Source organism: Pseudaeromonas sharmana, from assembly GCF_042649925.1.
GTDB lineage: Bacteria > Pseudomonadota > Gammaproteobacteria > Enterobacterales > Aeromonadaceae > Pseudaeromonas > Pseudaeromonas sharmana.
Genome location: NZ_JBHSAF010000007.1, coordinates 159,010 through 184,403 on the forward strand (window position 1 = coordinate 159,010; position 25,394 = coordinate 184,403).

At 59.7% G+C, this 25,394-nt stretch carries 20 protein-coding genes; 16 read left to right on the forward strand and 4 right to left on the reverse strand.

All coding sequences use genetic code 11. The features are described 5' to 3' along the window. Positions 1–191 precede the first annotated feature (191 nt). A complete protein-coding gene (locus ACFOSS_RS08455) occupies positions 192–1,799 on the forward strand; it encodes a phosphoethanolamine transferase (protein ID WP_377151860.1) in 1,608 nt (535 codons plus the stop codon). Positions 1,800–1,873: 74 nt separating this feature from the next. Here ACFOSS_RS08455 and pdxR read toward each other — a convergent pair whose 3' ends face one another. Continuing rightward, complete coding sequence (gene pdxR / locus ACFOSS_RS08460; protein WP_377151861.1) at positions 1,874–3,364, reverse strand: MocR-like pyridoxine biosynthesis transcription factor PdxR; 1,491 nt, start codon at positions 3,362–3,364, stop codon at positions 1,874–1,876. 289 nt (positions 3,365–3,653) lie between these two features. On the opposite strand from pdxR, the gene ACFOSS_RS08465 reads away from it, so the two are divergent. The 11 genes from ACFOSS_RS08465 to ACFOSS_RS08515 all read left to right on the forward strand — a co-directional run bounded on the left by ACFOSS_RS08465 (position 3,654) and on the right by ACFOSS_RS08515 (position 13,795). Then, entirely contained in the window at positions 3,654–4,514 is an 861-nt protein-coding gene (locus tag ACFOSS_RS08465; protein ID WP_377151862.1) for a transporter substrate-binding domain-containing protein, read from the forward strand. 105 nt (positions 4,515–4,619) lie between these two features. Then, a complete protein-coding gene (locus tag ACFOSS_RS08470) occupies positions 4,620–5,261 on the forward strand; it encodes an amino acid ABC transporter permease (RefSeq protein ID WP_377151863.1) in 642 nt (213 codons plus the stop codon). A gap of 9 nt (positions 5,262–5,270) precedes the next feature. Continuing rightward, on the forward strand, positions 5,271–5,936 hold the full coding sequence (locus ACFOSS_RS08475) for an amino acid ABC transporter permease (RefSeq protein ID WP_377151864.1): 666 nt from the start codon (positions 5,271–5,273) through the stop codon (positions 5,934–5,936). Continuing rightward, positions 5,929–6,693, forward strand: coding sequence for an amino acid ABC transporter ATP-binding protein (locus ACFOSS_RS08480; RefSeq protein ID WP_377151865.1), 765 nt, complete (start codon positions 5,929–5,931; stop codon positions 6,691–6,693). The genes ACFOSS_RS08475 and ACFOSS_RS08480 overlap by 8 nt, the downstream gene beginning before the upstream one ends. Positions 6,694–8,764: 2,071 nt before the next feature. After that, positions 8,765–9,397 carry a hypothetical protein gene (locus ACFOSS_RS08485; protein ID WP_377151867.1) on the forward strand — a complete coding sequence of 211 codons (633 nt, stop codon included), beginning with the start codon at positions 8,765–8,767 and terminating at the stop codon, positions 9,395–9,397. A 21-nt stretch (positions 9,398–9,418) separates the two neighbouring features. Continuing rightward, positions 9,419–9,697 carry a hypothetical protein gene (locus ACFOSS_RS08490; protein WP_377151869.1) on the forward strand — a complete coding sequence of 93 codons (279 nt, stop codon included), beginning with the start codon at positions 9,419–9,421 and terminating at the stop codon, positions 9,695–9,697. A gap of 90 nt (positions 9,698–9,787) precedes the next feature. After that, positions 9,788–10,111, forward strand: a complete 324-nt coding sequence (locus tag ACFOSS_RS08495) for a hypothetical protein (RefSeq protein WP_377151871.1) — start codon at positions 9,788–9,790, stop codon at positions 10,109–10,111. A 133-nt stretch (positions 10,112–10,244) separates the two neighbouring features. Then, positions 10,245–11,279 carry an AbiTii domain-containing protein gene (locus ACFOSS_RS08500; protein ID WP_377151873.1) on the forward strand — a complete coding sequence of 345 codons (1,035 nt, stop codon included), beginning with the start codon at positions 10,245–10,247 and terminating at the stop codon, positions 11,277–11,279. A gap of 263 nt (positions 11,280–11,542) precedes the next feature. Beyond that, entirely contained in the window at positions 11,543–12,232 is a 690-nt protein-coding gene (locus ACFOSS_RS08505; RefSeq protein WP_377151875.1) for a hypothetical protein, read from the forward strand. 142 nt (positions 12,233–12,374) lie between these two features. Beyond that, a complete protein-coding gene (locus tag ACFOSS_RS08510) occupies positions 12,375–12,707 on the forward strand; it encodes a hypothetical protein (protein ID WP_377151876.1) in 333 nt (110 codons plus the stop codon). Positions 12,708–12,775: 68 nt separating this feature from the next. Next, entirely contained in the window at positions 12,776–13,795 is a 1,020-nt protein-coding gene (locus ACFOSS_RS08515) for a PD-(D/E)XK nuclease family protein (protein WP_377151877.1), read from the forward strand. A 58-nt stretch (positions 13,796–13,853) separates the two neighbouring features. Here ACFOSS_RS08515 and ACFOSS_RS08520 read toward each other — a convergent pair whose 3' ends face one another. Together ACFOSS_RS08520 and ACFOSS_RS08525 are read right to left on the reverse strand one after the other, a co-directional pair. Next, complete coding sequence (locus ACFOSS_RS08520) at positions 13,854–14,612, reverse strand: SDR family NAD(P)-dependent oxidoreductase (RefSeq protein ID WP_377151879.1); 759 nt, start codon at positions 14,610–14,612, stop codon at positions 13,854–13,856. Positions 14,613–14,663: 51 nt separating this feature from the next. Then, positions 14,664–15,368 carry a TSUP family transporter gene (locus ACFOSS_RS08525; RefSeq protein WP_377151880.1) on the reverse strand — a complete coding sequence of 235 codons (705 nt, stop codon included), beginning with the start codon at positions 15,366–15,368 and terminating at the stop codon, positions 14,664–14,666. A 356-nt stretch (positions 15,369–15,724) separates the two neighbouring features. Between ACFOSS_RS08525 and ACFOSS_RS08530 the strand changes: the two genes are divergently transcribed. Continuing rightward, on the forward strand, positions 15,725–17,050 hold the full coding sequence (locus tag ACFOSS_RS08530) for an aspartate aminotransferase family protein (RefSeq protein ID WP_377151881.1): 1,326 nt from the start codon (positions 15,725–15,727) through the stop codon (positions 17,048–17,050). 74 nt (positions 17,051–17,124) lie between these two features. Here the strand turns inward: ACFOSS_RS08530 and ACFOSS_RS08535 are convergent, their stop codons facing one another. After that, complete coding sequence (locus ACFOSS_RS08535; protein ID WP_377151882.1) at positions 17,125–19,293, reverse strand: TonB-dependent receptor plug domain-containing protein; 2,169 nt, start codon at positions 19,291–19,293, stop codon at positions 17,125–17,127. A 272-nt stretch (positions 19,294–19,565) separates the two neighbouring features. Between ACFOSS_RS08535 and ACFOSS_RS08540 the strand changes: the two genes are divergently transcribed. The 3 genes from ACFOSS_RS08540 to ACFOSS_RS08550 are packed head-to-tail and all read left to right on the forward strand — an operon-like array spanning position 19,566 to position 25,356. After that, positions 19,566–20,132: a YfiR family protein gene (locus tag ACFOSS_RS08540; RefSeq protein ID WP_377151884.1), complete on the forward strand. Its 567-nt coding sequence runs from the start codon at positions 19,566–19,568 to the stop codon at positions 20,130–20,132. Continuing rightward, on the forward strand, positions 20,129–22,903 hold the full coding sequence (locus tag ACFOSS_RS08545) for a response regulator (protein ID WP_377151885.1): 2,775 nt from the start codon (positions 20,129–20,131) through the stop codon (positions 22,901–22,903). Before ACFOSS_RS08540 ends, ACFOSS_RS08545 begins: the two co-directional genes overlap by 4 nt. After that, complete coding sequence (locus tag ACFOSS_RS08550) at positions 22,900–25,356, forward strand: two-component system response regulator (RefSeq protein ID WP_377151886.1); 2,457 nt, start codon at positions 22,900–22,902, stop codon at positions 25,354–25,356. Before ACFOSS_RS08545 ends, ACFOSS_RS08550 begins: the two co-directional genes overlap by 4 nt. Positions 25,357–25,394 lie beyond the last annotated feature (38 nt).

Sequence of the window (25,394 nt, forward strand, 5' to 3'; positions counted from 1 at the left end):
GTAAAAGACAGTGCGTCAGGTTAAATATTTAATTTAAGGCTCGAGCGAAAATCGGATGGCCTGCGCCGTTCCGCGGCGATGTGTGCACAAGTTACGTGTATTCTTAAGGTTCATTTAAGAAGGCCATGCTCCAATGCAGACCTGGCCCTTAGCGTCACGACGCCCAACACCCGTATAAGAGTCTAACAAGCATGTCATTTCGCCCCGCCATCGGTGCCCTGCGCCTTGTGCTGCTGGTTTCACTGTTTTTCGTGCTCTCCGGTAACCAGTCCTTCTGGCACCAGGTCATGAGCTTTTTCACCTCTGACGGCCAGCGCCACTGGCCGATGCTCGGCTCCATGCTGCTGGTTACCACCACGCTGCTGACGCTGTTGCTGTCACTGTTTGCCTGGCCACGGCTGCTCAAGCCGGTGTTGATCCTGCTGTTGCTGCTGCATGCCGGCGCCGCCTACTTCATGAACAGCTACGGCATCTATATCGATCGCGATATGGTGCAGAACGTGTTCGAGACCAATCCGGCCGAGGCATTCGAGCTGTTCAACCTCAAACTGCTGGCTTATCTGCTGGGGTTGGGGGTGTTGCCGGCGCTGCTAGTGTGGCGAACCGAGATCCGCTATGCCCGCCTGCCGCGCGCCCTGCTGCAGCGATTCGGTGTGCTGCTGCTGTCGCTGGGGGTGATCGGCGCCAATGCCGCCGCCTTCTTCGATGACTATGCCTCCTGGGGACGTGAACAGAAAGAGACGCGCCGCCTGTTCACACCGCTGAATGTGCTGTACGCCACCGGCGATTACATCAACCGCAGCTGGCTGCGCAAACCGACGGTACTGGAACCGGTCGGCCTGGATGCCAAACGCCAGGCGACCAAGGCCGACAAACCCTTGCTGCTGGTGGTGGTGGTCGGTGAAACCGCCCGCGCCGCCAACTTCGGCCTGGATGGCTACAACCGCGATACCACGCCACAACTGCGGCAACTGGACGTGATCAACTTCCCGCAAGCCAGCTCCTGCGGGACCGCCACCGCCACCTCGGTGCCCTGCATGTTCTCGCCGATGTCTCGCGAGGAGTACAAGAGCAGCCAGCACAAAGAGAGCCTGCTCGACGTGGTGCAGCGGGCCGGTGTGCCGGTGCTGTGGCGCGACAACAACTCCGGCTGCAAGGGCGCCTGCGATCGGGTGCCGTACGAAGATCTGAGCAACGCCAAGGATGCGCAACTGTGCCAGGGCAACGAATGCTTCGACGAGATCCTGCTGCAGGGGCTGGCAGCGCGCCTGCAACACCAGCCGGGGAATCTGCTGCTGGTCCTGCACCAGAAGGGCAGCCACGGTCCGGCCTACTACCTGCGTTATCCGCCGGCCTTTGAACAGTTCAAACCGGTCTGTCGCACCAACAAGCTGCAGGAGTGCGATCGCCAGAGCATCATCAACGCCTACGACAACACCCTGCTGTATACCGATCACTTCCTCGCCAGCACGATCCGCCTGTTGCAGCAGCAAAGCGGCTACCGCACCGCCTTGTGGTACATGTCCGATCACGGCGAGTCACTGGGTGAAAACAACCTCTATCTGCACGGCGCCCCCTATGCGTTCGCCCCGCAGACCCAGACCCACATTCCGATGCTGCAGTGGATCTCGCCGCAGTTTGCCGCCAGCACGGGGCTGAATGTCGACTGTCTGCGTCAGCAGGCGCAGCAACCCGTCAGCCATGACAACCTGTTCCACTCGGTACTGGGGATCCTGGATATCCAGACCCAGGCCTACCAACCGAGCCTGGATCTGTTCCGCCGCTGTCGCGGCGGTTGATGACACAGCAGGTCAGGCGAACGCGGCTCACGGTTCGCCTGACCGGTCACTCCTACCCCTGATGTTGCCAGCCCCTAGCCCTGCTCGCAGCGCAGCAGCTCTTTTTCCAGGGCATCGGCCAGCTTGATGATGCCGGGGCGGATCGCCTCCGGACGGATGGCATGGAAACCGAGACGGAAGCAGTGCTGCGGCGCATCGGCCTCGAGGAAATGGCCCTGCCCCGGCTCGATCAGCACACCGGCATGGGCAGCACGCCAGGCCAATTTCTGGCTGTTGATCTGCGGGGGTGCCTCCAGCCAGAAGGCGCTGGCGCGGTTGGCGTTGTGCCGGCACTGCGGCAGGTACTTGTCCAGCGCCTCGCCGAGCAGGCTCCAGCGATAGGTGGAGTGTTCGCGATAGCGGCGCAGGTAACTGTCGTAGTGGCCCTGGGCCAGGAAGTAGGCCATCTGGTACTGGATATTCGCCGGTGGATGGCGGTACAGCAGACGGCGCAACGCCCGCAGCTCGTCGATCAGCTCGGCCGAGGCCACCAGATAGCCGAGGCGCAACCCCGGCGCCAGCGCCTTCGACAGGCTGCCGACATAGATGACGCGACCATGCTGATCATGGGCTTTCAGCGCCGGCTTGGGGTGGGTCTCGATGTTGGTTTCCGAGTCGTAGTCATCCTCGATCAGGATCTGGTTATGACGGTTCGCCTGCTGCAACAGCGCCTGGCGACGGGCATTGCTCATCAGCACCCCGGTTGGCGCCTGGTGGCTCGGTGTCACGTAGAAGAACTGGCAAGCCGTCGACTCCGGCCCCAGCACCAGCCCCTCGTCATCGACCCGGTGCGGTACCAGCTGGCAGCCCTGCAGCGCAAAGGTGTTGATCGCCTCGCGAAAACAGGGGCTCTCGACGCCGATGCGCGTCTGACGGTCCATCAGCAGTTGCGCCAGCATGCTCAGCGCGTTCTGCGAGCCGAGGGTAATCAGGATCTCGTCATCGCGAGCCGTGATGCCACGCTTGGGCAGCACCCGGGTGCGCAGCTGCTCGATCAGCATCGGACAATCCTGATCCACCTGATCCAGCAACCAGTCATGGTCACGCAGTCCGCCCATCACCTTGCGCGATGCCTCGCGCCACTGCTCCATCGGAAACAGCGAGGTGTCCGGCTGCCCGTAGATGAACGGGTGCTCATAGCGCATCCACTGCGCCGGTTTGGTTATCACCACCAGATCCGTTGGGCAAAGCTTGAACATGTCGCCCCAATTTGGGGCGCTGGCATCCGGCGTCGCGCTCAAGGTCACCGGCGCCTCGGGGGCTCCAGGCCGGGGCAGATAGCGCGGGTCAATGTAATAACCGCTGCGCGGCCGGCTGATCAGGTAGCCATCGTCGCGCAGGCTCTCGTAGACCAGCGCCACCGTGTTGCGCGACACGCCAAGCTGTTCCGACAGGCTGCGGCACGATGGCATCGGCTCTTCGGCCAGGAAGCGCCCGGCCAGAATCATGCTCACCAGCCCTTCGCGCAGCTGCTCCTGCAGGCCGCGGTCGGCCGAAAAATCGATCAGGACACACTGTTCAATCACGCTGTTTCCCTCCGGACGCCCTGTGGCGGCCCGTGAATGCACCCGGTTGCAACACTCGGTACAACCTTATGTGCCAAGACACTGCAAGCCCCATGCCGCTGTGTGGTCTTTGCGACAAAAGGCAAGGGCCATCTGTCCCATCGACGAGCAGAATCTGGCTCTATCTGCCAACGGGTCATTGCCGTTAGAAGTGAAAAAGAGGGCGAAAAAACATCGTTTTCATGGCAAGCGGCGCTCCCTGGCACGCCGTTTGCGTTAACCGGTATGAACTTCACAGTGAGGTGAGCAGATGAGACATGCAGCAAAGGCAATGGCCGCGGTTCTGGCCGGACTGGCCCTGACAGTTACCCTGACGGCGCAAGCCGCCGACCTGAAAGAGATCGAGGCACGCGGTGCGCTGAAAGTGGCGACCGAAGACGACTATGCCCCGTTCAACTTCATCACCGACGGCCAGCCCGACGGTTTCCACAAGGACATACTGGCGGAGCTGAAGACCTACGCCACCAAGTTCAAGATCGACCAGAGCATACTGCCGTGGACCGGCCTGCTGGCGTCGGTTTCCGCCGGCCAGTATGACGTCGCCATCACCGGCGCCCTGGTCACCGACGAGCGCCTGAACGTGTTCAACTTCGTCTCGCCGGTAGCCTCGGCCCAGCACTACTACGTCAAGCGCAAGGGGGATGACCGCATCAAGTCGGTGGCCGACCTGAGCGGCAAGGTGGTCGGCGTGCAGGCCGGCAGCGCCCTGCTGGCCCGTCTGCCCGAGCTCAAGGCGATGCTCGAAGCCAAGGGTGGCACCCTCGGCGAAGTGGTGGAATACCAATCCTACCCGGAAGCCTACGCCGACCTGGCCAATGGCCGTCTGGACTACGTGATCAACGCCGTCATCTCGGTCAACGACCTGGTGAAGACCCGTGGCGACGTGTTCGAGAAGGGTGAAGCCGTCTCCGGTGGCGGCTTCGTCGCCTGGCCGGTGCCGAAGAACAGCCCAGAGCTGCTGGCATTCCTCAACGGCTTCGTCAAGCACCTCAAGGAGAGCGGCAAGCTGCGCGAACTGCAGATCAAGTGGTTCGGCGAGCCGTTCGACAACCTGCCGGATGGTGCCATCACCACGGTCGAACAGTTCCACAAGCTGGCCAATCTGAAGTAATACGCCGGGCCGTGCGCGGCCCACATTTCGCCGGCGGCCGGCAGTGCAGGACGCACTCCGCCGCCGGTCTGTTTCCACCCTCTTTTATGTCGCAGGAGGCGTTCCATGGATCTCAAGGCATGGCTGTTATTGCTGGAAGGGGCCTGGACCACCGTCTGGATCTCCGGGATAGCCATCTTGATCGGCGTTTCGGCCGGTCTGCTCATCGCCATCATCCGTCGCCAGGCCATTCCGGTTGTCGACCAGCTGCTGGCGCTCTACATCAGCCTGGCGCGAGCCACCCCGCTGGTGACGCTGGTGCTGTTCCTGTTCCTGTCGCTGCCGTCGATTGGCATCAATCTGAATAAGAACGTCGCCGCCATCCTGGCGCTGACGCTGAACACCGCCGCCTTCAACGCCGAGATCTGGCGCTCGGCACTGAACAACTTCTCTCGCGATCAGCGCGAAGCGGCCCATGCCGTTGGCATGACCGAGTGGGTGTTCTTCCGCCGCATCATGTTGCCGCAGCTGTTTACCGTCAGCCTGCCGGCGCTGGTCAACGAGATGTCGTTCCTGATCAAGGGCAGCCCGGCCATCGCCATCATCGGCCTGGTGGACCTGACCCGCGTCACCAACCGCATCGCCTCGGTGACCTATGAACCCCTGTACCCGATTCTGGGCGCCGGCCTGATCTACATGCTGATGATCGCCGTGCTCGTCAAGGCACAGAGCCTGGCCGAGCGTCAGGCGCGCCGTCTGGCCGTTTAAGGAGAGCCCATGAACGAATGGTCCATCATCTGGCAAGCCCGCGACACCTTCATCGCCGGCTTCCTCAAGACACTGCAGCTGTTCGGCATCGCCGCCGTCCTTGGCCTGCTGCTCGGTATCGTGCTGCTCTACCTGCTGGAAGGGCCGCTCAATCCGCTGCGCAAGGGGCTGCTGCTGTTCATCAACGCCATGCGTACCGTGCCGTTTCTGATCCTCGCCTACCTGCTGTACTACGGCCTGCCGCAGAGCGGGCTGCGTCTGAGCGCCGACAGCGCCGGCCTGCTGGCACTGACGCTGTACCACGGTGCCTACTTCAGTGAAATTCTGCGCGGCCAGCGGCTGGTGATCCCCAAGGGGCTGATCGAGGCGGCGCTGGCGCACGGCTTCCGCCACCATCTGGTGTTCCTGCGCATCCTGCTGCCGAGCGTGATCATGAGCAGCCTGCCGCTGCTGGGTAACCAGCTGATCATCTGCCTCAAGGACACCGCCTTCCTGTGCATCATCACGGTACGGGAAGTGACCGCCGCTGCCAACAGCGTGCAATCCACCTACTTCATCCCGATGAAAGCCTTCCTGGTTGCCATCCTGCTGTACTGGATCATCAGCCTGCTGATCGAATACGGCATCCGGCACCTGGCCCGCTTCGGCAAGCAACGAGGATTCAGCCATGTCTGACGTACCCGCGATTACCGTAAACAAGGTCTCCAAGCAGTTTGATAACATCGAGGTGCTGCGCGACATCAACCTGACCGTCAACAAGGGCGAGGTGGTCAGCATCCTCGGCTCCTCCGGCTCCGGCAAATCGACGCTGCTGCGCTGCATGAACTGGCTCGAACAGCCGGATCGCGGCGCCATCTACATCGGCACAGAGCGCATCGGCATTGACGATCGCAGCCAGCAGCCGATGGGCAACAAGCAGCTGGCGCAGCTGCGGCAGCGCGTCGGCATGGTGTTCCAGAGCTTCAACCTGTGGCCGCACCTGACGGTGCGCCAGAACGTCACCGAGGCGCTGATCCACGTCAAGAAGCTGCACCGTGACGAGGCTAACCAGATCGCCACCCGCCAGCTGGAGAAGGTCGGCATGCTGGAAAAGCAGCACAACTACCCGATTACCCTCTCCGGCGGCCAGAAGCAGCGCGTTGCCATCGCCCGCTCGCTGGCGATGAGCCCGGAGGTGATGCTGTTTGACGAACCAACCTCGGCGCTGGATCCGGAACGGGTCGGCGAGGTGCTGACGGTGATGAAACAGCTGTCCCAGGAGGGCTACACCATGGTGGTGGTGACCCACGAGATGGAGTTCGCCCGCGCCGTCTCCGATCAGGTGGTGTTTCTGGAGAAGGGCAAGCTGATCGAACAGGCGCCGCCGGAGGAGTTCTTCACCCGGCCGAAGTCCGAGCGCGTACAGCAGTTCCTGCAGACCGTGCGCCAGTAATGTCGACCGCCGCGGACAGCGGCGCTTTAACTATTGGTCGTAGGTTCGGCTGGGTTGGGTGCGACAGCGCTGGACGCAGCCCGCCGTTTTCCGCGTGACAACCTTTGCTTTGTCGGCGCCAGCGCAGCTCGCGATAGGCGTGCCACGCACGCCTCGTTCCGCCGTTGTTTGCGGACGCGACCGCCGTGAATGGCCACCTGCCGCTGGGCGGCGAACGGACTATCGCGGGGGCCGTTCCGCCCGTTGTCGGCAACGGCGACTTGCCCACCTGGCGCTCGACGGGGGCGAGTTAAGGGCCGAAGCCGCGGCCCTTAACAATCCCGCGGCCTTGCCGAGTGCCGGGAGAGCCCCTCGCTCCGGGGCACCTTGCACCGGCCGGGCGCTACACGCCGTCCCTGCCGTGGATCGCCCTTGCGCACTCATCCTGACCGCTTACCGGCTGCAGGTTCCCCTCCTCTCGGCCCGGCACACGGCGCCAACGTCAAAAGCCCAAGCCCAAGCCCAAGCCAACAGCAAGAGCTCAAGCCACTCAACCTCTGGCAGCTTACTGCCGAGCGATGAGCGCAGCCCACCGTTTCCCGCGTGACAACCTTTGCTTTGTAGGAGCCAGCGCAGCTCGCGACAGGCGTGCCATGCACGCCTCGTTCCGCCGTTGTTTGCGGACGCGACCGCCGTGTATGGCCACCTGCCGCTGGGCGGCGACGGACTATCGCGGGGGCCGTTCCGCCCGTTGTCGACAACGGCGACTTGCCCACCTGACGCTCGACGGGGGCGTGTTAAGGGCCGAAGCCGCGGCCCTTAACAATCCCGCGGCCTTGCCGAGTGCCGGGAGAGCCCCTCGCTCCGGGGCACCTTGCACCGGCCGGGCGCTACACGCCGTCCCTGCCGTGGATCGCCCTTGCGCGCTCATCCTGACCGCTTACCGGCTGCGCGTGCCCTCCGCTCGGCCCGGCACACGGCGCCAACGTCAAAATCCCAAGCCAACAGCAAGAGCTCAAGCCACTCAACCTCTGGCAGCTTGCTGCCGAGCGCTCAGCGCAGCCCGCCGTTTCCCGCATAACAACCTTTGCTTTGTAGGAGCCAGCGCAGCTCGCGACAGGCGTGCCATGCACGCCTCGTTCCGGTTGTGTACGGGCGGGCCGTGCCGCGCTGGCGCGGGCGCCGTGTATGGCCACCTGTCGCTGGGCGGCGAACGGACTATCGCGGGGGCCGTTCCGCCCGTTGTCGGCAACGGCGACTTGCTCACCTGGCGCTCGACGGGGGCGTGTTAAGGGCCGAAGCCGCGGCCCTTAACAATCCCGCGGCCTTGCCGAGTGCCGGGAGAGCCCCTCGCTCCGGGGCACCTTGCACCGGCCGGGCGCTACACGCCATCCCTGCCGTGGATCGCCCTTGCGCGCTCATCCTGACCGCTTACCGGCTGCAGGTTCCCCTCCTCTCGGCCCGGCACACGGCACCAACGTCAAAAGCCCAAGCCCAAGCCAACAGCAAGAGCTCAAGCCACTCAACCTCTGGCAGCTTGCTGCCGAGCGTTTAGCGCAGCCCGACGTTTCCCGCATAACAACCTTTGATTTGTAGGAGCCAGCGCAGCTCGCGACAGGCGTGCCATCCACGCCTCGGCCGAAGCACTGTTGGTGGCCGGTGGCGGTGACCTGCGCAAACATCCCCTATTGAATAAAAACTTAATAAAACATGATCTTGGCCAAACGAGGCCATTCCATCAGCAAAACGATTGCGCTAGCCTAGAGACTCAAAAAGCGCAAGGTGCCTGTTGGCACTGACAGACAGCGCCGCCATCCCACCCATCGGCGTTGTGACAGCCGCAAGTCAGGGGCGGTAGCCAGCGCGTTTGCCAGGCTTTGCTCGCTAACGGCCCTAGTGAGTCCATATGTGCGCTAGGCGGCGATTATGCCGCCTATCCAGCCACCAGTTTGCTCTGCTGCAAAAACTGAGCAGCGATAACGGGATAGGAGTGCCATCTCGAAGAGCGCTTGCGTGATAGATGGCAAGAATGTTCACGATATATGGCATTTCACCACTTAAAAAAGATTGTTGGGCCTCTTAGGAGCTATGCATGAGCCTCTTTGATTATTACGTAGCCTTGCGTAGTGAAATCCTGGAAATAGTTACCGGCGTAGAAAATTCTGCTCACAGTCTATTCTGGGATAACACGACGCCGAACTATGTTACGAAGAATCGATTGAAGAAGCTGTTTGCGAAGTACCTTGCGGCTGCGAAGGAATTTGGCTTACTTGTCGTTATACGGCACGGCGACTGCTCCAACCGGTCTCATAGTGAGTACCCAACAAGCAATTCGTATGGTTTGCACATCCCTTATCGAAGTGCCGACTACGTTTGGAATGGTGGCCAGTTCTATCAGGGATCACGGCTGTGTGTTTGCCCATGCTCAAGAGGCAACAAGCCGACAGAGCATCACGTCATAGAAGACATCATCTACGATCGGCGCGCCAACCCAGACATCTGCAATCGATTGGAGTTGATTCTTTCCGACGTCTTCGAGTCAATCGACAGCGCTGGAGATAAGAAACCTCGGTCCGCCATTCGCGAGTACCTGTTGAGGGCGGTGCTCCGTATCAATGATGAGCTGTTGCCTGAACCAATGGACAAGTACATCCAAGACCATTCCGCCGAGGCCCAACCCTGCAATGCACCGGACCTCGCGCGAAAAGCCGCGCGAGACCGGTGATTTTGAACGTTAGGCCATCACATGCATCATCAGGTCATGCAATTAATGAATACTTACGGATTAGATATGATTTTTCCGTTTGAATACAAAAATAATAACACCGTGTACACGTTCCAATGTTTGATTCGAGGTTATGGCGAAAAATCAGGGATGGTTATAGATCCTGATTGGAAAAAACTAGATAGTTTAAAACAAGCTCTTTCAGATGATGGCTTTGGTTATTCATGCATGGATATAGAAGGCAGTATAGATATTCCAAGCTTTTCTGACGTCTTGGCCGATTGGGGCAAAAGCGCCTAACCAATAGTTTAAGTCGTTCGCTTCGCTCACTGGGACGCGCATAAAGCCGCGCGCCCCATAACTAAAATGTTAGCTGTACAGGAGTGCTCGATGGATATCCGAAGATGTGAGTTAATGCCGACACGCCCATGTAATTACGGGCTGGCATTGCAAGATGATTCGGTGTTTGCCGATTTTGGACTAAGTGAAAAAGGTTCTCTCTACTTAGTGCGTATATCCTACGACGGTTATGGTTGCTGCGAGCCTAAAGCAGCAATAACTGAAATGGATGACGAAAAATCAAAGCTTCTCATTTCTGCCATCGAAAGAAATGATTTCCAATCGGTGGAGATTCAAGAAATAGTCAGTGGCTATTTTCGTGAGCATAAACATGAATTGTGGGAGGATGCTCTTTTAGAGCACAAGCTTATATAGAGTAATAGGCCATTTAGCATGGACACAGCTAACAAATCAATCAACTTCGCGCCTTCGGCGCCGGACGCGCTAAAGCGCGCCTGTTATTGAGGCGTTATGCCCTAAAAGATAGATAATTCCACGAGACTAAGCCATGACAACCAAATCTGAAATATTAAAAGAAGCTTTACTCATTGCATCAGAAGCACTTCGAGAACTTGAATTATCAGAAGCACCTTTAACGTCAATTGCATTGAAAGCAAGCCGGATTGCTAGAATAACTGGTGATTTTGATATGCAACAGATCATGTTATTTGAAGCTGGCGGTTATCCTTCGGAACCAACTGGTGTTCAACCTGAGATATGGTCATTAGCAGTTAAAGCGAAGAGAATAGTAAAAGAAAAAAAGGAAGAAGAAATAAATGAATATGCTATATTAAAATCTATTGAACAGCTAGAAAGTGAAAACCAAGCAGCTAAAGAACGTCTGCGCTCTGCAGTTGATCCAAATATCTCCATTAGCTCGAGTAATCCAAATCAATTCATATCACCTGTGGTTGGCAATGGTTTCGAACGAACAAAAACAATTAGCTCAATAAGTGAAACGGCTAAAATAATAGGGCAGCGTAGAGCATATATATACCAATACCTGAGTGATGTTTATTATGAATTACGTTATTCATCAGTCACAGAAGATAGCTTTTCAAGAATAAGGTCTGTAGTAGACACCAATATCGCGAATCTAACTCCAAATGCAGTTAAGAAATTTACTGCCATTTATGACAATTTAGACTCTGAAAATACTGAAGATTGGGCTAATGCCGTTCACAGTTGTCGTCGTGTTTTACAAGATTTAGCTGATGTTTTATATCCTTCGAGAGCAGATATAACCAAAAATATTGGTGGTAAAGAGCGAATTATAAAGCTGGGTCCTGATGCATATATAAACCGAATAATTGCTTATGTAGAAGAAAATACCCAATCTGAGCGATTTCAAGAAATCGTTGGATCTCATATGAAATATCTTGGTGAGCGATTAGATGCTATTTTTCAAGCGGCTCAAAAAGGTTCTCATTCTGAAATTGTGTCAAAAGAAGAAGCAGATCGCTATGTCGTTTATACATATATGGTTGTTGGCGATTTGATCACTTTAAAATTGAGAAGAGAAACAAGTCCAGCACAGGCATAACAAAAACTTGAAACTGGACGGCACTACGTGCCGCCATTTAAGTAAAAGTTATGCAACTTATCAATTAATGAGGTCTATATGGCTGTAAGCCAGCAAAAGTTAATATCACTTAATGTCGTAAAATTGAAAAACCTGGTTAACTTAAATATAGATTTTAATGATTCATGAACTTGCCCCGCTTTAGTGGACACGCATCACTAACCGAAATTGAGGTCAATGATTCCTGCTTACATCACAGCACGTAGGTAAATATCAAAAAAGAATTGGAAGTACTGCTGGCTGATCTGGCATTGGCATATGCACAGTCGGATATCAAACAATATTGTGCTCGGCATCATGTGCAATGGCATTATGAACTGCTGACTTCGCCGCTCGTCGCCAATCGTCCCTTGATTGTCGGATTTAATTGGGGCGCTCGCGCCGACTATGTTTTCAATGCGCCAACCGGCATTAATGCCGAAAATTTCCTGAAACAGGATTTGGCCTCGTTGCGCAGGGTTGTGCCGTATTTATCGCGTTTTCTGGGCGATGACGAATTAAGGGCGATCAGCCAGAGCAATATTTGTTTTTTCCGTTCACAACGGGCATCACAAATCTCTACCCATGATCTCCAGTTGTGTCAGCCGATCTTTGCCCGCCTGGTCGCAATATTAAAACCCTCTTACCTGATTGGCTTTTCCGCACAGCTAAAAGCCAGCCTGTGCCAGCAGGATCTGCTGGAAGATATCCAGACTACTGCTATCCGTTGGCAATCGGGTACCAGGACCCTCACTTACACAGCCTGCAAGGCGTATTTAAAAGGGGGCGCTCGGATCTATTTTTTGCCACATCCAAACTATCCTCTGCCCCGCGCCGCACGCGAGCAGGCCTGGGCATTCTGCTTTGCCAATACGCATTCATCCCTCGCACTTGAGGCATCAGCACCCGACCAGCACGTAGGTTGGGCTGAATGAAATGAAGCCCAACGTTTACCGCGCGACGTTAATGCTGTCGATTGGTCGGAAGTGGATTATTTCAGTCCAAGAGGAAATACCACCTCGGTAAATATTTGGCCTCGCAAATTCAGTTCAATTTACATTACGCTCAAGGAAACGTATGCCCTGGGTTATATCCAACACCAGCACAAAACAACCGCAACTCTATTGTTTCGACGTTTTGTCTTTACATCCTGACTGGAAGCTGGCTGCGCTTCATTCTGCTCAATATGATATTGATGGCTCATTACTTCTATATCCAGAAACGCTGGCTGAACTCTCAACACTTGGCGTAGCCGTATTTGAAACAAAGAAATCAGCTAAACAAGCATTCAAGCAGTTAGGAATAGCCACCTGTCGATATGTAGAGCTGCGCTCAGCCATCACAAAAGAATTTATGACCAGACCATTCATCGGTGAATCGAGCTGGACTGATTTAAATAAAAACACCTAGCATGTATGAACAAATAATCGATACACATACTTCATCTCACATTTAAATTAAGTCAACCGACTATGCCTATGTCTTATTTAACGCTGCTGCTGACCTATGCCGCGCTCCCACGAACCCAGGCCGACACCACGATATTTGACGTTTCCGGCTACCCGCATTACGAAAATGTCTGCAGTAATGTGCTGGCCTTCTATTTCGACCCGCAACGCGAACACGGTCTAGGAAGTTTGCTATTAGATGGGCTGCTCAACGCGCTGGATTACCCGCAAACCGAACCAGTGCAACTTCAAAATATCTGGCGTGAATATTCAACCCTGCGAGGTGGCCGCCTCGACTTGCTGATAAAGACCGACCGCTACCTGATTGCCATCGAAAACAAGATTTTTCATGGGCTGAATAACGATCTGAACGATTACCGCGAGACTGTTCAACACCTCGCCGATCCTGATGTGCAACCGATTTATCTGGTACTAAGTCCGCGGCCACTCACCTTGCCGCCAGATAGTGGCTTCAAAAACCTAACCTACGGGCAGCTCTGGCAAGAGGTAAAACGCCTGCTGGGTTTTTATGCCTCAGCAACGACACAAAAATGGCTGAGTTATCTCTATGACCTGATGACGGTCACTACAGCAACAGGAAACGAAGCGATGGAATTCACTGAGCGTGAACAATTTTTCATTGAACACCACCCGATGCTGGTCCAGTTACAACAGGAGTACACCGCTTTTCAACGAAAACTGGCGTCACAGCTGACTCAGCTGCAACAACAGATGGATGACGGGATTAAGCACCTGACTCAGTTAGATAAACGCTGGATTTATGCCAGCAACTGTCTGGTGCATGATTTCGTGCTGACGGGCCACAAGATCGCCTTCGATCTCTATATCAAGCCTGACGGCTGGACCCTGCAACTCTTTGGTCGCAACCAGACCTCACAGCAATTTCTCGGTAACCGGATCGCTCAACGTCTGCAGACGCCGATTGTCGATAATAACCGTTTTGTCATCGGCACATGGCCACTACAGACTCCCCTTGATCCGATCCGAGACACCCTCAGCGAATGGATGAACTGGCTGGATGCACAGTAACCTTTTGCTCGCCAGCGCCTCCGCCGTCAACGACTAGCGGAGGCGCTGGCGACCAGGCTTAGTCCCGATCGATGGCGAACGCGGACCAGGCCTGGCGGGTGGGCATCACTTCGACGCGGTTGATGCAGATGTGGTCCGGCAGCGTGGCGATGTAGAACATCTGTTCGGCGATGTCCTCGGCCGACAGCGCCGTGGTGCCGCGGTACAGGCGATCCGACGCCGCCTGATCGCCCTTGGTGCGCACCAGGGTGAATTCAGTCTCGGCGATGCCGGGGGCCAGATCGGTGACGCGCACGCCGGTGCCCAGCAGATCGCAGCGCAGGTTGTAGCTGAACTGTTTGACGAACGCCTTGGTGCCGCCGTAGACGTGGCTGCCCGGATAGGGCCACTGGCCGGCGATGGAGCCGATGTTGATGATGCTGGCGCCGGCACCGGTGGCGATCAGCGTCGGCAGCAGCGCATGGGTGACGTTGACCAACCCCTTGACGTTGGTGTCGATCATGGTGTGCCAGTCGTCCAGATCCACGGACTGGGCCGGGTTCGGCGACAGCGCCAGTCCGGCGTTGTTCAGCAGACACTTCACCTGGCGGAACTCGGCCGGCAGCGCCGCCACCACCGCCTTGACGGCCGCGGCGTCACGCACATCGAGGCTGGCATAGTGCACCGGCACCTGGGCGCCCAGCTCATCGGCCAGCGCCTGGAGGCGATCCTCGCGCCGGCCGGTGATGACCACCCCCCAGCCGGCGGCGGCAAAACGACGCGCCGCGGCGCGACCAAAACCCGAGGTAGCCCCGGTAATAAAGACGATATCAGTCATCTGGTACTCCTTGTCCCGTGTTCCAAAAACGATCCGCATGGGGCTGCCAGCCTAACGCAACAACACCCACAACGACATCAACATCAACAGTGGCGCCACGCCACGACGAAAACCCTGGGGCCGGTAGCGGCGAAACAGCCACTGCCCCAGCTGGTTGCCCAGCAGTGACGGCAGCAGCATCAGCGCCGCCATGTGCCACACTTCGCCACCCAGCAAACCGCTGCAGCCTAACCCCAGCAACACGGCCGCGCTGCACAGCGCAAAAAACAGGATCGCCGTCGCTCGCTGCACCGCCGCGGGTAGCGGCTGGTTCAGCAAATAGACCATCAGCGGCGGCCCACCGGCCGAGGCGGTGGTCATCGCCAGCCCGGAGGCGATGCCGGCACTGATCGCAAAGCGCTGTGCCAGCGCCGGTAGCGGCCGGTTCAGCAGCAGCAACAGGCCACCGAGCAGGGATATTCCCCCCACCAGCTGCGCCATGACCCCGGCCGGCAACCAGCTGACGAACCACAAGCCGGCCGGCAGCGCCAGCAACATGCCCAACAACAGCCGCCCCAGCAAGGGCCGGTGGCAGTGGGCGGCGGCCTCACGCAACAGCCCCAGGCAGCAGGCCAGATCGAGCAGAATCGCCGTCGCCAGCGCCGCCTGCGGGCTCAGCAGCAGGTTCAGGCCGAGCACGACGATCACCGCGTAACCAAAACCGGCAAATCCCCGTACTACCCCGGCCAGCAGGGCCAACATCGCCGCGGCCACCATGCGCCTCTCCCGTCACATCCTGTCATCTGTGCCCACTCTACGGGCCGGCCGTGCCTGGCCATAGGGCCAGATCCGCGCCACCCATGGGACACAGGCTCGCGCCACGGCACGGGCCGCACGCTAAGAACACCGGGGCGGCATGCGCGTGGCCGCGATTGGCCACGCCATCTGACACGGCGACTGCCGACAACTGGCTCTACCGGTCGCCGCGCCGCCTTCTTAGTCTGGAGCCACTGGGGAGTGGCAGGCTCACCCCCCGTTATGGAATGTCATGCCAGGGGCGTGCTGGGCGCGCCGTGCGCTCTATCCCCCCGGCGCAGGGCGTGACATCACTCACCGGACACGAGGATAATTCAATGAATCAGGCACTCTCATGCGAACTGGCGGTCAGCAACAGCGATGTCTATGACCTGGATCGGGCTTATGTATTTCACTCCTGGTCGGTGCAGAGCGCACTCAAGCCGCTGGTGATCGCCGGTGGCGCCGGCTGCCGGCTGTGGGACTACGACGGCAAGACCTACCTCGACTTCAGCAGCCAGCTGGTCAACACCAACATCGGCCACCAGCATCCGAAAGTCATCGCCGCGATTCAGGAACAGGCTGGCCAGCTAACCACCATCGCCCCGGCGACCGCCAACCTGGCACGCGGCGAAGCGGCCAAGCGTATCGTCGAACGGGCCCCGGAGTGCTTTAACAAGGTGTTCTTCACCAATGCCGGCGCCGATGCCAACGAGAATGCCATCCGCATGGCCCGCCTCTACACCGGCCGCGACAAGGTGCTCTCCGCCTACCGCTCCTACCACGGCAACACCGGCGCTGCCATCGTCGCCACCGGCGACTTCCGCCGCCTGCCGAACGAGTATGCCCGTGGTCATGTCCACTTCTTCAACCCCTACCTGTATCGCAGCGAGTTCGGCGCCCAGGATGAGGCCGAGGAGTGCAGCCGGGCGCTGGCCCACCTGCGCCGCATCATCGAGTGCGAAGGCCCCGCCTCCATCGCCGCCATTCTGATGGAGAGCATCCCCGGCACCGCCGGCGTACTGGTGCAACCGGCCGGTTACATGCAGGGCGTGCGCGCGCTGTGCGACGAGTTCGGCATCGTGCTGATCCTCGACGAGGTGATGTCCGGTTTTGGCCGTACCGGCCGCTGGTTCGCCTTTGAACACTTCGGCATCCAGCCGGATCTGATCACCTTCGCCAAGGGGGTCAACTCCGGCTATGTACCGGCCGGCGGCGTGCTGATCTCCGATCCGATCGCCGCGTTCTTCAACGACCGCTACTTCCCCGGCGGCCTGACCTACTCGGGTCACCCGCTGGCGATGGCCGCCATCGTCGCCACCCTGGATGCGATGGCCGAGGAGCAGGTGGTGGAAAACGCCGCCGCTATCGGCGAACAGCTGCTCGGCCCCGGCCTGCAGGCGCTGGCCGCCAAGTACCCGCTGATCGGTGAAGTGCGCGGTCTGGGCGTGTTCTGGGCGCTGGAGCTGGTCGCCGATCCGGTCAGCCGCACGCCGCTGCCGGCCGCCACCATGGCTGCCATCAAGAGTCAGCTGGTTGCCGAAGGCCTGCTGCCATTCATCGTCGACAACCGCATCCATGTGGTGCCGCCCTGCACCGTCAGTGCCGACGAGGTACACGAAGGGCTGGCCATCCTCGACAAGGTGCTCGGTCAGATCGCCTGATCCGGCACCCTTGATCGGCGTCAAAAACAGCTCAGGCTCCCGCGGGAGCCTGAGGTTTATGCCGCAATCCGCGCCTAGAACCCGTACTCCCAGGTCAGCGCGAAGGCCACCGCCTCGGGACGGTAGTTACCGACGTTGAGCAGATAGAGCCGCTTGTTAAGGTCCTCATCCAGCAACCCCAGCAAGTTGTAGCCATTCAGTCCGAAGCGGCCATAGTCCGCGCTCTGGTAGCTCAGCCCCAGGTCAAAGAACGCCGCCAGCTTGGTGGAGTCGTAGTTGCCGGCATCGGTCAGATTGGTGGCCGACGAGTTCGGGTTATCCTCGCGGGCATCATTGGTCTGTTCAATGATGTCATGCGCCCCGGGGTAGCCCCAGAACAGCCGCAGATCGCTGTTGAGTTGCCAGCGTGGCGCAAACTGCCACTGGGAATAGAGCTTGGAGATGTGGTTGCTCCAGTTGTTCAGATCGTTGCCATAGCCGAGGTGAGAGGCGGTAATGCGCGTCGAGGCGCCATCGGCCAGGTTGAAGTCATCCAGCTTGCTCCAGGCGTGAGAGAAGCCGAGCAGCAGAGATTCGATACGGTAGTTGACCTCGAACTCGGCGCCTCCGTACTTGAAATCGCCGACCGGCTGGGTGCGCAGGGTGTTGAAGTTGATGCCCAGCAGCTCGGCCCGGTTGTAGAAGCCGGTCAGCGTGGTCGACAACGCCGGCGTGAAGGCGTGATCGTAAATCAGCTCGGCACTGTCGAGCTGCTCATCTTGCCCGCGCTCTCCCGCCAGGTGCTGGGCACGCAGCTCCTCGGCATTGTTCTTGCGCAGGGAACGGCTCAGGATCGCCTTGACGGTATCCTGCTCGCTGACACTGGCCACCCAGGCCAGGCGCGGTGACCACATCCAGCCGGTGTATTGATCCTTGTCGGCGCGCAGGCCGGCAAACTGCGTCAGCCAGCCGTTGAGCTGCCACTGGTGCTCGCCAAATACACCGATGGCCAGCGTATTCCACTCGCTCATCGCACCGAGCACCGACGAATAGGGCTGGTCATAGCCGGGGCTGGACAGCCCCCAGCGCGACAATGTCAGCTCACTGCCGAACGCGGTGGCGTGGCGGGCATTGTGGTTCCAGTTCAGGGTGCCGCGCAGCTGGTACTCCTCCTCGCGGTGGTTCTCCGGCTCGTGGTCAATTTGATACAAATTCCACAACTCGCGCACATAGACGGTGGTGTCATAACCGCCCTTGAGCTCGAACCAGCGCTGCTCGTCCAGCACCCATTGCCGCGACAAGTCCAGGCTCAACTGCTGATAACCGACACCGCCGGTGGCATAACTCTCCTCGCTGGCGCCCGGGGTTGCCGAGCCATTCGGCTTGGCATAGAGCAGCTTGTGTTCCCAGGTCAGCTGCTCACCGCCCTGGGTGTAGCGCAGCCAGGCGTTGAAATCCTGTTTCTGGTAGTGGGCATGCAGTTTCATCTTCGGCCGATCGTGGAACGCCTCGTGGTTGTTCGGCACGCTGAACGGCACCGGTTCGCCACCGGTTACCTTATCCCCCCAGACGGTGCTATCGCTCAGGCCGTAGATCAGCGGCGACGCACTGCTACCGGCGCCCTGATATTGGCTGATGCCACCGTACAGCCAGAGGCCATGGTCGCCACTGTCACTGAAACTGTGGGTCTCCCGGAATTCGACGGCTCGAAACTGCTCGCCCTCGCCCCACTGCACCTTGACGCCATCGGCGCCATGCGCGCTGAACGAATCGGTCTGGATGTTGATGACCATGGAGACGGCACCCGGGCCATACACCACCGAGCCGGGGCCGCGCACCACGTCGATCTTGCGGATATCCCCCAGCAGCGGCATGTCACGTTCGGAGAGGGCGCCAAAGTGGGTCTTCTCGTTCAACACCCGGCCATTGACCACCAGCAGGTATTTGTCATCGCGATCGCCGATCAGGCCGCGCATGCCCATGTGCGGCGCCTCCCAGTGATGTGGCAGATAGTGAAAGTTGGGCACGAACATCTCGAGCAGGTCGAACAGGCTGCGCGCGCCCGAGCTGTCGATCATGCGGCGGTCGATGCTGGTAATCGACGCCGGCATGCGCCGACTGGCGGTCGGGGTCAGCGTCGCCGAACCGTCAACCTGGACGCGCATCAGCTGTTCCAGATCCATCTGCAACAGCTCGTCTCCATAGGCCGTCTGCATCATAGCGATGACAGACAGCAGACACCCACTCCACCGCAGCTTCGACATTCCCTGCCCCTAATTGCTGACCAACCCGGCTTCTTGTGGACTGTTATAGCCCACTCTCGACGCCATACCCGCCCTCTGCGCCACAGGAAATGGCAAGGCTGTGATCCGGCTCAGCGAGCGTACCTTATTGAGTCTGTGTTTTGTGGAAATCGCCTCAAGCCTTTGAACTGGCTCGCGCTGCCGCATGCGCAAGCAAGCCGATCCCGGCAAGATCATTTATAAATAGCGGGCAGTGTGGTGAGTTGTTCACGAGCAGACGACAGGGAAGTACGATGACCAGACAGTGCCCGGGCAGGAAACGCGGCATTCGGGGCACGCCACTCGGCGGCGCCTTGCTGCTGGCATTCAGCTGCCTGCTGCTGGCCACCGGGGCCGGATTTCGCAGCGAGAAACTCAAGGCCGCCTATGTCTTCAACTTTCTGAAATTTACCCAGTGGCCGGAGAGCCTGCGTCCCAAGCCCAAGCTCACCCTTTGCCTGGCCAATGCCACCCCCGAGCTGGAGCAGGCCTTCGCAACGCTGGAGGGGCGCCAGATCAATTCCCAACAATTGGCGGTACGTAATCTGGGTAACCATTACGAATCTGCCGGCTGTCAGGTGCTGTTCCTGCATCAGGGCGGCGCACCGCTCTCCTTGCATCAGCTCAGCCGGCGCAATCCGGAGCTGCTGACGATCGGCGATGACGAGAACTTTATTCAGCAGGGTGGCCTGATTGCGCTGATCGAAGATCAGGGCCATCTGCAGTTCGATATCAATCTGGCGCAGCTGCGCCATGCCCACTTTCGCATCAGTGCCCAGCTCCTGAAGCTGGCGCGCAATACCAGGAGTCAGGGTCAATGAGCTGGAACCTGAGACAGATGCTACATCGGCCGATACACATCCGTTGGGAGTACTGGCGTCACGCCTCGCTGGCGCGCAAGACCAACTGGGTGGTCGGTATGGTCTGCGGCCTGGCGCTCTCCCTGTTCGGCCTGGCCTTTCTGCCACAGCAGTATCACCTGCTGTCGCAGCAGAACGAGGTCGCCCTCGAGGTGCTGACGCACAGCGTCGCCTTCAACAGCGCGGCCGCGGTGACGTTTCAGGATCGGGACTCGGCCCGGCAGACGCTGATGTCATTGCAAGCGGCCCCCGAGGTGGTGTTTGCCACCATCACCCTGGTACAGGGTGGCGAGCTGGCGCGTTATGTCCGCCGCCAGGCCACCCCGCAGAGCGCCAAGATAGTGCTGCGCCAGCCCATCAAGGTACAGGGTGAAACCCTCGGCTGGCTCGAGGTCCATGCCCGTAACGACGCGATCCGCACCCTGATGCAGCAGAGCCTGCTGCTGGCCCTGCTGCTTGGCTTGCTGGCTCTCGGGCTGGCCATAGTGCTGGCACGCTGGGCCGCCAACGTGCTGGTGCGGCCGCTGAACCAGCTGGCGTCCATCGTCAAGACCATCGCCGAGAACAAGGATTACAGCCTGCGCGCCGATCTGGGAGACGATCGCGACGAAACCCGCCAGCTGACGCTCAGCTTCAACGACATGCTGAGCCAGATCGAACAACGCGAACGCATCCTCGAGCAGCACAGGGATCACCTGGAGCAGATCGTGTCGCTGCGCACCGTCGATCTGGTGCAGGCACGGGATGCCGCCGAGGCGGCCAACCGGGCCAAGAGCGAGTTTCTGGCCATGATGAGCCACGAGATCCGCACCCCGCTGAACGGCGTCATCGGCATGACCGACCTGCTTTCCGCCACCCGTCTGGACGACAAGCAACGCCGCTTCGTGCGCATCATCCGTCGCTCCGGCGAAGATCTGCTGACCATCATCAATGACATCCTCGACTTCTCGAAGATCGAGGCCGGTAAACTGGAGCTGGACCGCAGCACCTTCAACCTGAATCTGCTGCTGGAGGATCTGGTGGAGCGTTTCGCTCCGGTCGCCCACGGCAAGGGGCTGGAGATCCTCTGCGCCCCGCCGCCCCACCCGTTGCTGCTACTTGGCGACAGCAAGCGCCTGAGCCAGGTGCTGACCAATCTGCTCGGCAATGCCATCAAGTTCACCGAACAGGGCCAGGTGGTATTGCGCGTCGAGGTGCTGCATCAGGATGGCCAGCATGCCCAATGCCAGTTCAGTGTGCAGGACACCGGCATCGGCATAGCGCCGGAGCGCCAGTCCCAGCTGTTCCAGGCCTTCATGCAGGCCGACAGCTCGACGACCCGCCGCTTTGGCGGCACCGGGTTGGGGCTTGCCATCTCGCAACGGCTGATCCAGTTGATGCACAGCCGCATCGAGGTCATCAGCCATCCCGGTGAAGGTAGCGAGTTTTTCTTTACCCTGAATCTGCCGATGCAGCCACAGAAGCGGGCGCCGTTGAGCCATCCGCAGCTGCACCAGCTCAAGGTGTTGCTGGTCGATGACAACCCGACCAACCTGGAAATCCTGACCCACCAGCTGACCGCCTGGCACTGCGAACTGGCACTGGCACACAGTGCCGACCAGGCGATGACGCTGCTGCAGCAGGCCATCATCGTCGGTGCACCCTATGCCATGGTGATCACCGACATGATGATGCCGCTACAAAACGGTAATGATCTGATCCGCCGCATCCAGCAGCATCCGACTCTGGCCTCGCTGCCCATCCTGCTGCTGAGTTCGGCCGGCACCGACCGTCCGCTCGAGGCCTGCCCGGTGCCGGAGCGCTGTCAGGTGCTGACCAAGCCGGTACGCCAGTCCGATCTGTACAACGCCATGGTCCAGGCCCTGCAGGCGCCAAGCAGTGCCGCCCCCGCGCCGCTGAAGGCCCAGCTGGCCAGCGTGCCCCACAGCGCACCTCTGCGCCTGCAGGGACGGGTGCTGCTCGCCGAGGACAACCTGGTCAATCAGGAGGTCGCGCTGGCGATGCTGGAAAACCTGGGCGTCGGCTACGAGACCGTCAGCAATGGCGCCGATGCGCTGGAGATCCTGGCGCGGCAACATTTTGACCTGGTGCTGATGGATTGCCAGATGCCGATCATGGACGGCTTTCAGGCCACAGATGCCATTCGTCAGCAGGAGGCGGATACCGCCGCGCCGCGCCTGCCGATCGTCGCGCTGACGGCAAACGCCGTCGCCGGTGACCGCGAACGCTGCCTGGCGGCCGGCATGGACGATTATCTGGCCAAGCCGTTTACCCAGGAGCAGTTGATCAGCCTGCTGGCGCACTGGTTACCACAGCAGGAGCCGCCGGCCACGGCGGACGCGGCCGACACCGCACCATCACGCCCGCAGGCAGAGGAGGATACCGTGGAATTGCTCGATCAGCGTGTACTCGAGAGCCTGCGCCTGTTACGGCCGGGCCTGCTGCGCCGGGTGCTGGATGTCTGGCTCGAGGAGTCGCCCCAGTTACTGCAACAGATGCTGCAGGCCCATCGTGATGCCGACAGCGAGGCGTTGCGCCGGGCCGTCCATTCGCTGAAGAACAGCGCCGCCAACGTTGGTGCTCGCCAGCTATCCCAGTGCTGCCTGCAGCTCGAACAGCTGGTTCGCCAGGGACAGCTGCGGGATCTCACCCCATTGCTGACAGATATTGAACACCACTTTATGCTAGCCAAAGAAGCCATCGACGCCTGCCGTCACCAGGAGTGCCCATGAGTGAACCGCTCGCCACCCGGCCACGTGTCCTGATTGTCGACGACGAATTCAGCGCGCGCCTGATCATGCGCGCGACCCTCGAGGAGGCCGGATTCGAGGTTGAAGAAGCCGGTACCGTCTGCGAGGCATTGCAACATTTCCATGCCAGGACACCGGATCTGATCATCCTCGATGTGCTGTTGCCGGACGGCAATGGCATCGCCTTGTGCGCCACGTTGCGTCAACTGCCGCAGGGCCATACGCTGCCGATTGCCATGGCCACCGGCCTCGATGATATCCACTCCATCCAGCAGGCGTTCCAGTCTGGCGCGACCGATTTCATCACCAAACCGATCAGCTGGGGCACCCTCGGCTACCGCGTGCACTATCTGCTACGGGCCCACCAAGCCTTCGAAGAACTGGCGATCAGCGAGGCCAAAAACCGCGCCCTGCTGTCGGCGCTCCCGGATCTGCTGTTCCTGATCCGCGACGATGGCCTGATTGTCGACCGCTTGGCCGGGACCGAGGCGCCGGACTGGGCCGAGTGGGATCTGCACCCCGGCGAGCTGCTCGATAATCACCCCAGTGCCGTCGTCGCCCAGATGCTGCGCCTGGAGATCGCCAACGTCCTCGGCAACCAGAACCCGAAAGCCGTGGAAATCGCCCTGCCACGCAATACCCTCGGCGTCTGCTGGGAGGCGCGGATCCTGCCGCGCAGCGAACATGAAGTCCTGCTGGTGTTGCGCGACATTTCGTTGCGCAAGCAGATGGAGAACCAGCTGCGCCTGTCGGCACGGGTGTTTGAGTCGAGCAACGAAGCCATCATGATCACCGACAGTCGCAACCGCATCATCTCGGTCAATCCGACCTTCGAGGCGATCACCGGTTACCGCGAGTCGGAAGTGCTTGGCCAGGAGCCCCGACTGCTGGGCGCCGGACAGGAGACCCGCAGCCTGTACCGCAACCTGTGGGCCCTGCTGTACGAGAACGGGGCCTGGCAGGGAGAGCTGGTCGATCAGCGCAAGAATGGCGACGAGTACCCGGTCTGGATCTCCATCAGTCTGGTACGCGATGGCAATGGCGATCCCGAGTACCACATTGCCAGCTTCGCCGATATCACCGACCGCAAACGACAGGAGGCACAGATCGAGCACCTGGCGTTCCATGACGTCCTGACCGGCCTGCCCAACCGCCGTCTGCTGACCGACCGTATTCAGGTGGCGATCTCGCAAGCGCAGCGCGACAACGACGGCCTGGCGCTGTTGTTTATCGATCTGGACCGCTTCAAGACCATCAACGACTCTCTCGGCCACCAGATCGGTGACCAGTTGCTGCGGGAAGTCGGTTATCGCCTCAGCCGCTGGGTGCGCAGTGGCGATACCGTCAGCCGTGTCGGTGGCGACGAGTTTATCGTCTTGTGCCCCGGTTGCAGCTCGATGGAGGATGCCGCGCTGCTCGGCGAAAAACTGCTGGAGGCCCTCGGCGAGCCGTACGAGTTCGACGGCAAGCAGCTGGTGATCACCGCCAGTATCGGCATCGCCCTCTATCCCAATAACGGCACCGATGCCAACGCCCTGATCGGCAACGCCGATGCGGCCATGTATCTGGCCAAGGAGAACGACCGCAACAACTGCCAGTTCTATTCGCCGGATCTGAACGCCCGCAACCTGGAACGCCTGCAGATGGAGCTGCGGTTGCGCCAGGCGCTGGAAAACCAGGAGTTTGTACTCTTCTTCCAGCCCCAGATCGATGCCCGTAGCGGCCAGCTCATCGGCGCCGAGACGCTGATCCGCTGGCAGGACCCGCTGCATGGCCTGATCCCGCCGGGACGCTTCATTCCGCTGGCGGAAGAGACGGGGCTGATCCAGGCGATCGGTGACTGGGTGCTGACGGCCGCCTGCGAGCATCAGGCGCGCTGGGAACGCCTCGGGCTGCCACCGCTGACGCTGGCCGTCAACCTGTCGGCGCGTCAGTTCCGGCAGCCGAACTTCGTCGAGCACCTGATCGACACCGCCGATCGCAGTGGTATCGATCCCGCCCGTCTGGAGCTGGAGCTGACGGAAAGCATGCTGATGAAGGATATTCCCCAAACCACCGGCAAACTGCAGCAGCTGAAGGCACGCGGTTTCCGCATGTCGGTAGATGATTTCGGCACCGGCTTCTCCAGCCTGAACTACCTGCGCCACTTCCCGCTCGACGTGTTGAAGATCGACCAGTCGTTCGTACGCGAGCTGTTCGAAGATGAGGCGGCGCTGGCGATCATCGACTCCATCATCGCCCTGGCCCGCGCCCTCGGCATGCGCACCGTGGCCGAAGGGGTGGAGACGGCCCCGCAACGCCAGATACTGCAGAGCCACGGTTGCGATACCCTGCAGGGCTACCTGATCGCCAAGCCGTTACCGGAGGCCGAGTTCCTCGCCTGGCGTCAGAGCTATCAGCCCGCCAGCCGCAACAAGGGCCCTGACAGCGAGTAAGCAAACGGGGCCCGCAGGCCCCGTTGTTTTCACCGGAC

Coding starts and splice junctions, on each gene's coding strand:
- ACFOSS_RS08515 (WP_377151877.1), top strand. CDS start 12,776: ATGTCTTATTTAACGCTGCTGCTGACCTATGCCGCGCTCCCACGAACC.
- ACFOSS_RS08525 (WP_377151880.1), bottom strand. CDS start 15,368: ATGGTGGCCGCGGCGATGTTGGCCCTGCTGGCCGGGGTAGTACGGGGA.
- ACFOSS_RS08520 (WP_377151879.1), bottom strand. CDS start 14,612: ATGACTGATATCGTCTTTATTACCGGGGCTACCTCGGGTTTTGGTCGC.
- ACFOSS_RS08550 (WP_377151886.1), top strand. CDS start 22,900: ATGAGTGAACCGCTCGCCACCCGGCCACGTGTCCTGATTGTCGACGAC.
- ACFOSS_RS08510 (WP_377151876.1), top strand. CDS start 12,375: ATGCCCTGGGTTATATCCAACACCAGCACAAAACAACCGCAACTCTAT.
- ACFOSS_RS08540 (WP_377151884.1), top strand. CDS start 19,566: ATGACCAGACAGTGCCCGGGCAGGAAACGCGGCATTCGGGGCACGCCA.
- ACFOSS_RS08485 (WP_377151867.1), top strand. CDS start 8,765: ATGAGCCTCTTTGATTATTACGTAGCCTTGCGTAGTGAAATCCTGGAA.
- ACFOSS_RS08530 (WP_377151881.1), top strand. CDS start 15,725: ATGAATCAGGCACTCTCATGCGAACTGGCGGTCAGCAACAGCGATGTC.
- ACFOSS_RS08500 (WP_377151873.1), top strand. CDS start 10,245: ATGACAACCAAATCTGAAATATTAAAAGAAGCTTTACTCATTGCATCA.
- ACFOSS_RS08490 (WP_377151869.1), top strand. CDS start 9,419: ATGCATCATCAGGTCATGCAATTAATGAATACTTACGGATTAGATATG.
- ACFOSS_RS08465 (WP_377151862.1), top strand. CDS start 3,654: ATGAGACATGCAGCAAAGGCAATGGCCGCGGTTCTGGCCGGACTGGCC.
- ACFOSS_RS08495 (WP_377151871.1), top strand. CDS start 9,788: ATGGATATCCGAAGATGTGAGTTAATGCCGACACGCCCATGTAATTAC.
- ACFOSS_RS08535 (WP_377151882.1), bottom strand. CDS start 19,293: ATGTCGAAGCTGCGGTGGAGTGGGTGTCTGCTGTCTGTCATCGCTATG.
- ACFOSS_RS08545 (WP_377151885.1), top strand. CDS start 20,129: ATGAGCTGGAACCTGAGACAGATGCTACATCGGCCGATACACATCCGT.
- ACFOSS_RS08455 (WP_377151860.1), top strand. CDS start 192: ATGTCATTTCGCCCCGCCATCGGTGCCCTGCGCCTTGTGCTGCTGGTT.
- ACFOSS_RS08475 (WP_377151864.1), top strand. CDS start 5,271: ATGAACGAATGGTCCATCATCTGGCAAGCCCGCGACACCTTCATCGCC.
- ACFOSS_RS08470 (WP_377151863.1), top strand. CDS start 4,620: ATGGATCTCAAGGCATGGCTGTTATTGCTGGAAGGGGCCTGGACCACC.
- ACFOSS_RS08480 (WP_377151865.1), top strand. CDS start 5,929: ATGTCTGACGTACCCGCGATTACCGTAAACAAGGTCTCCAAGCAGTTT.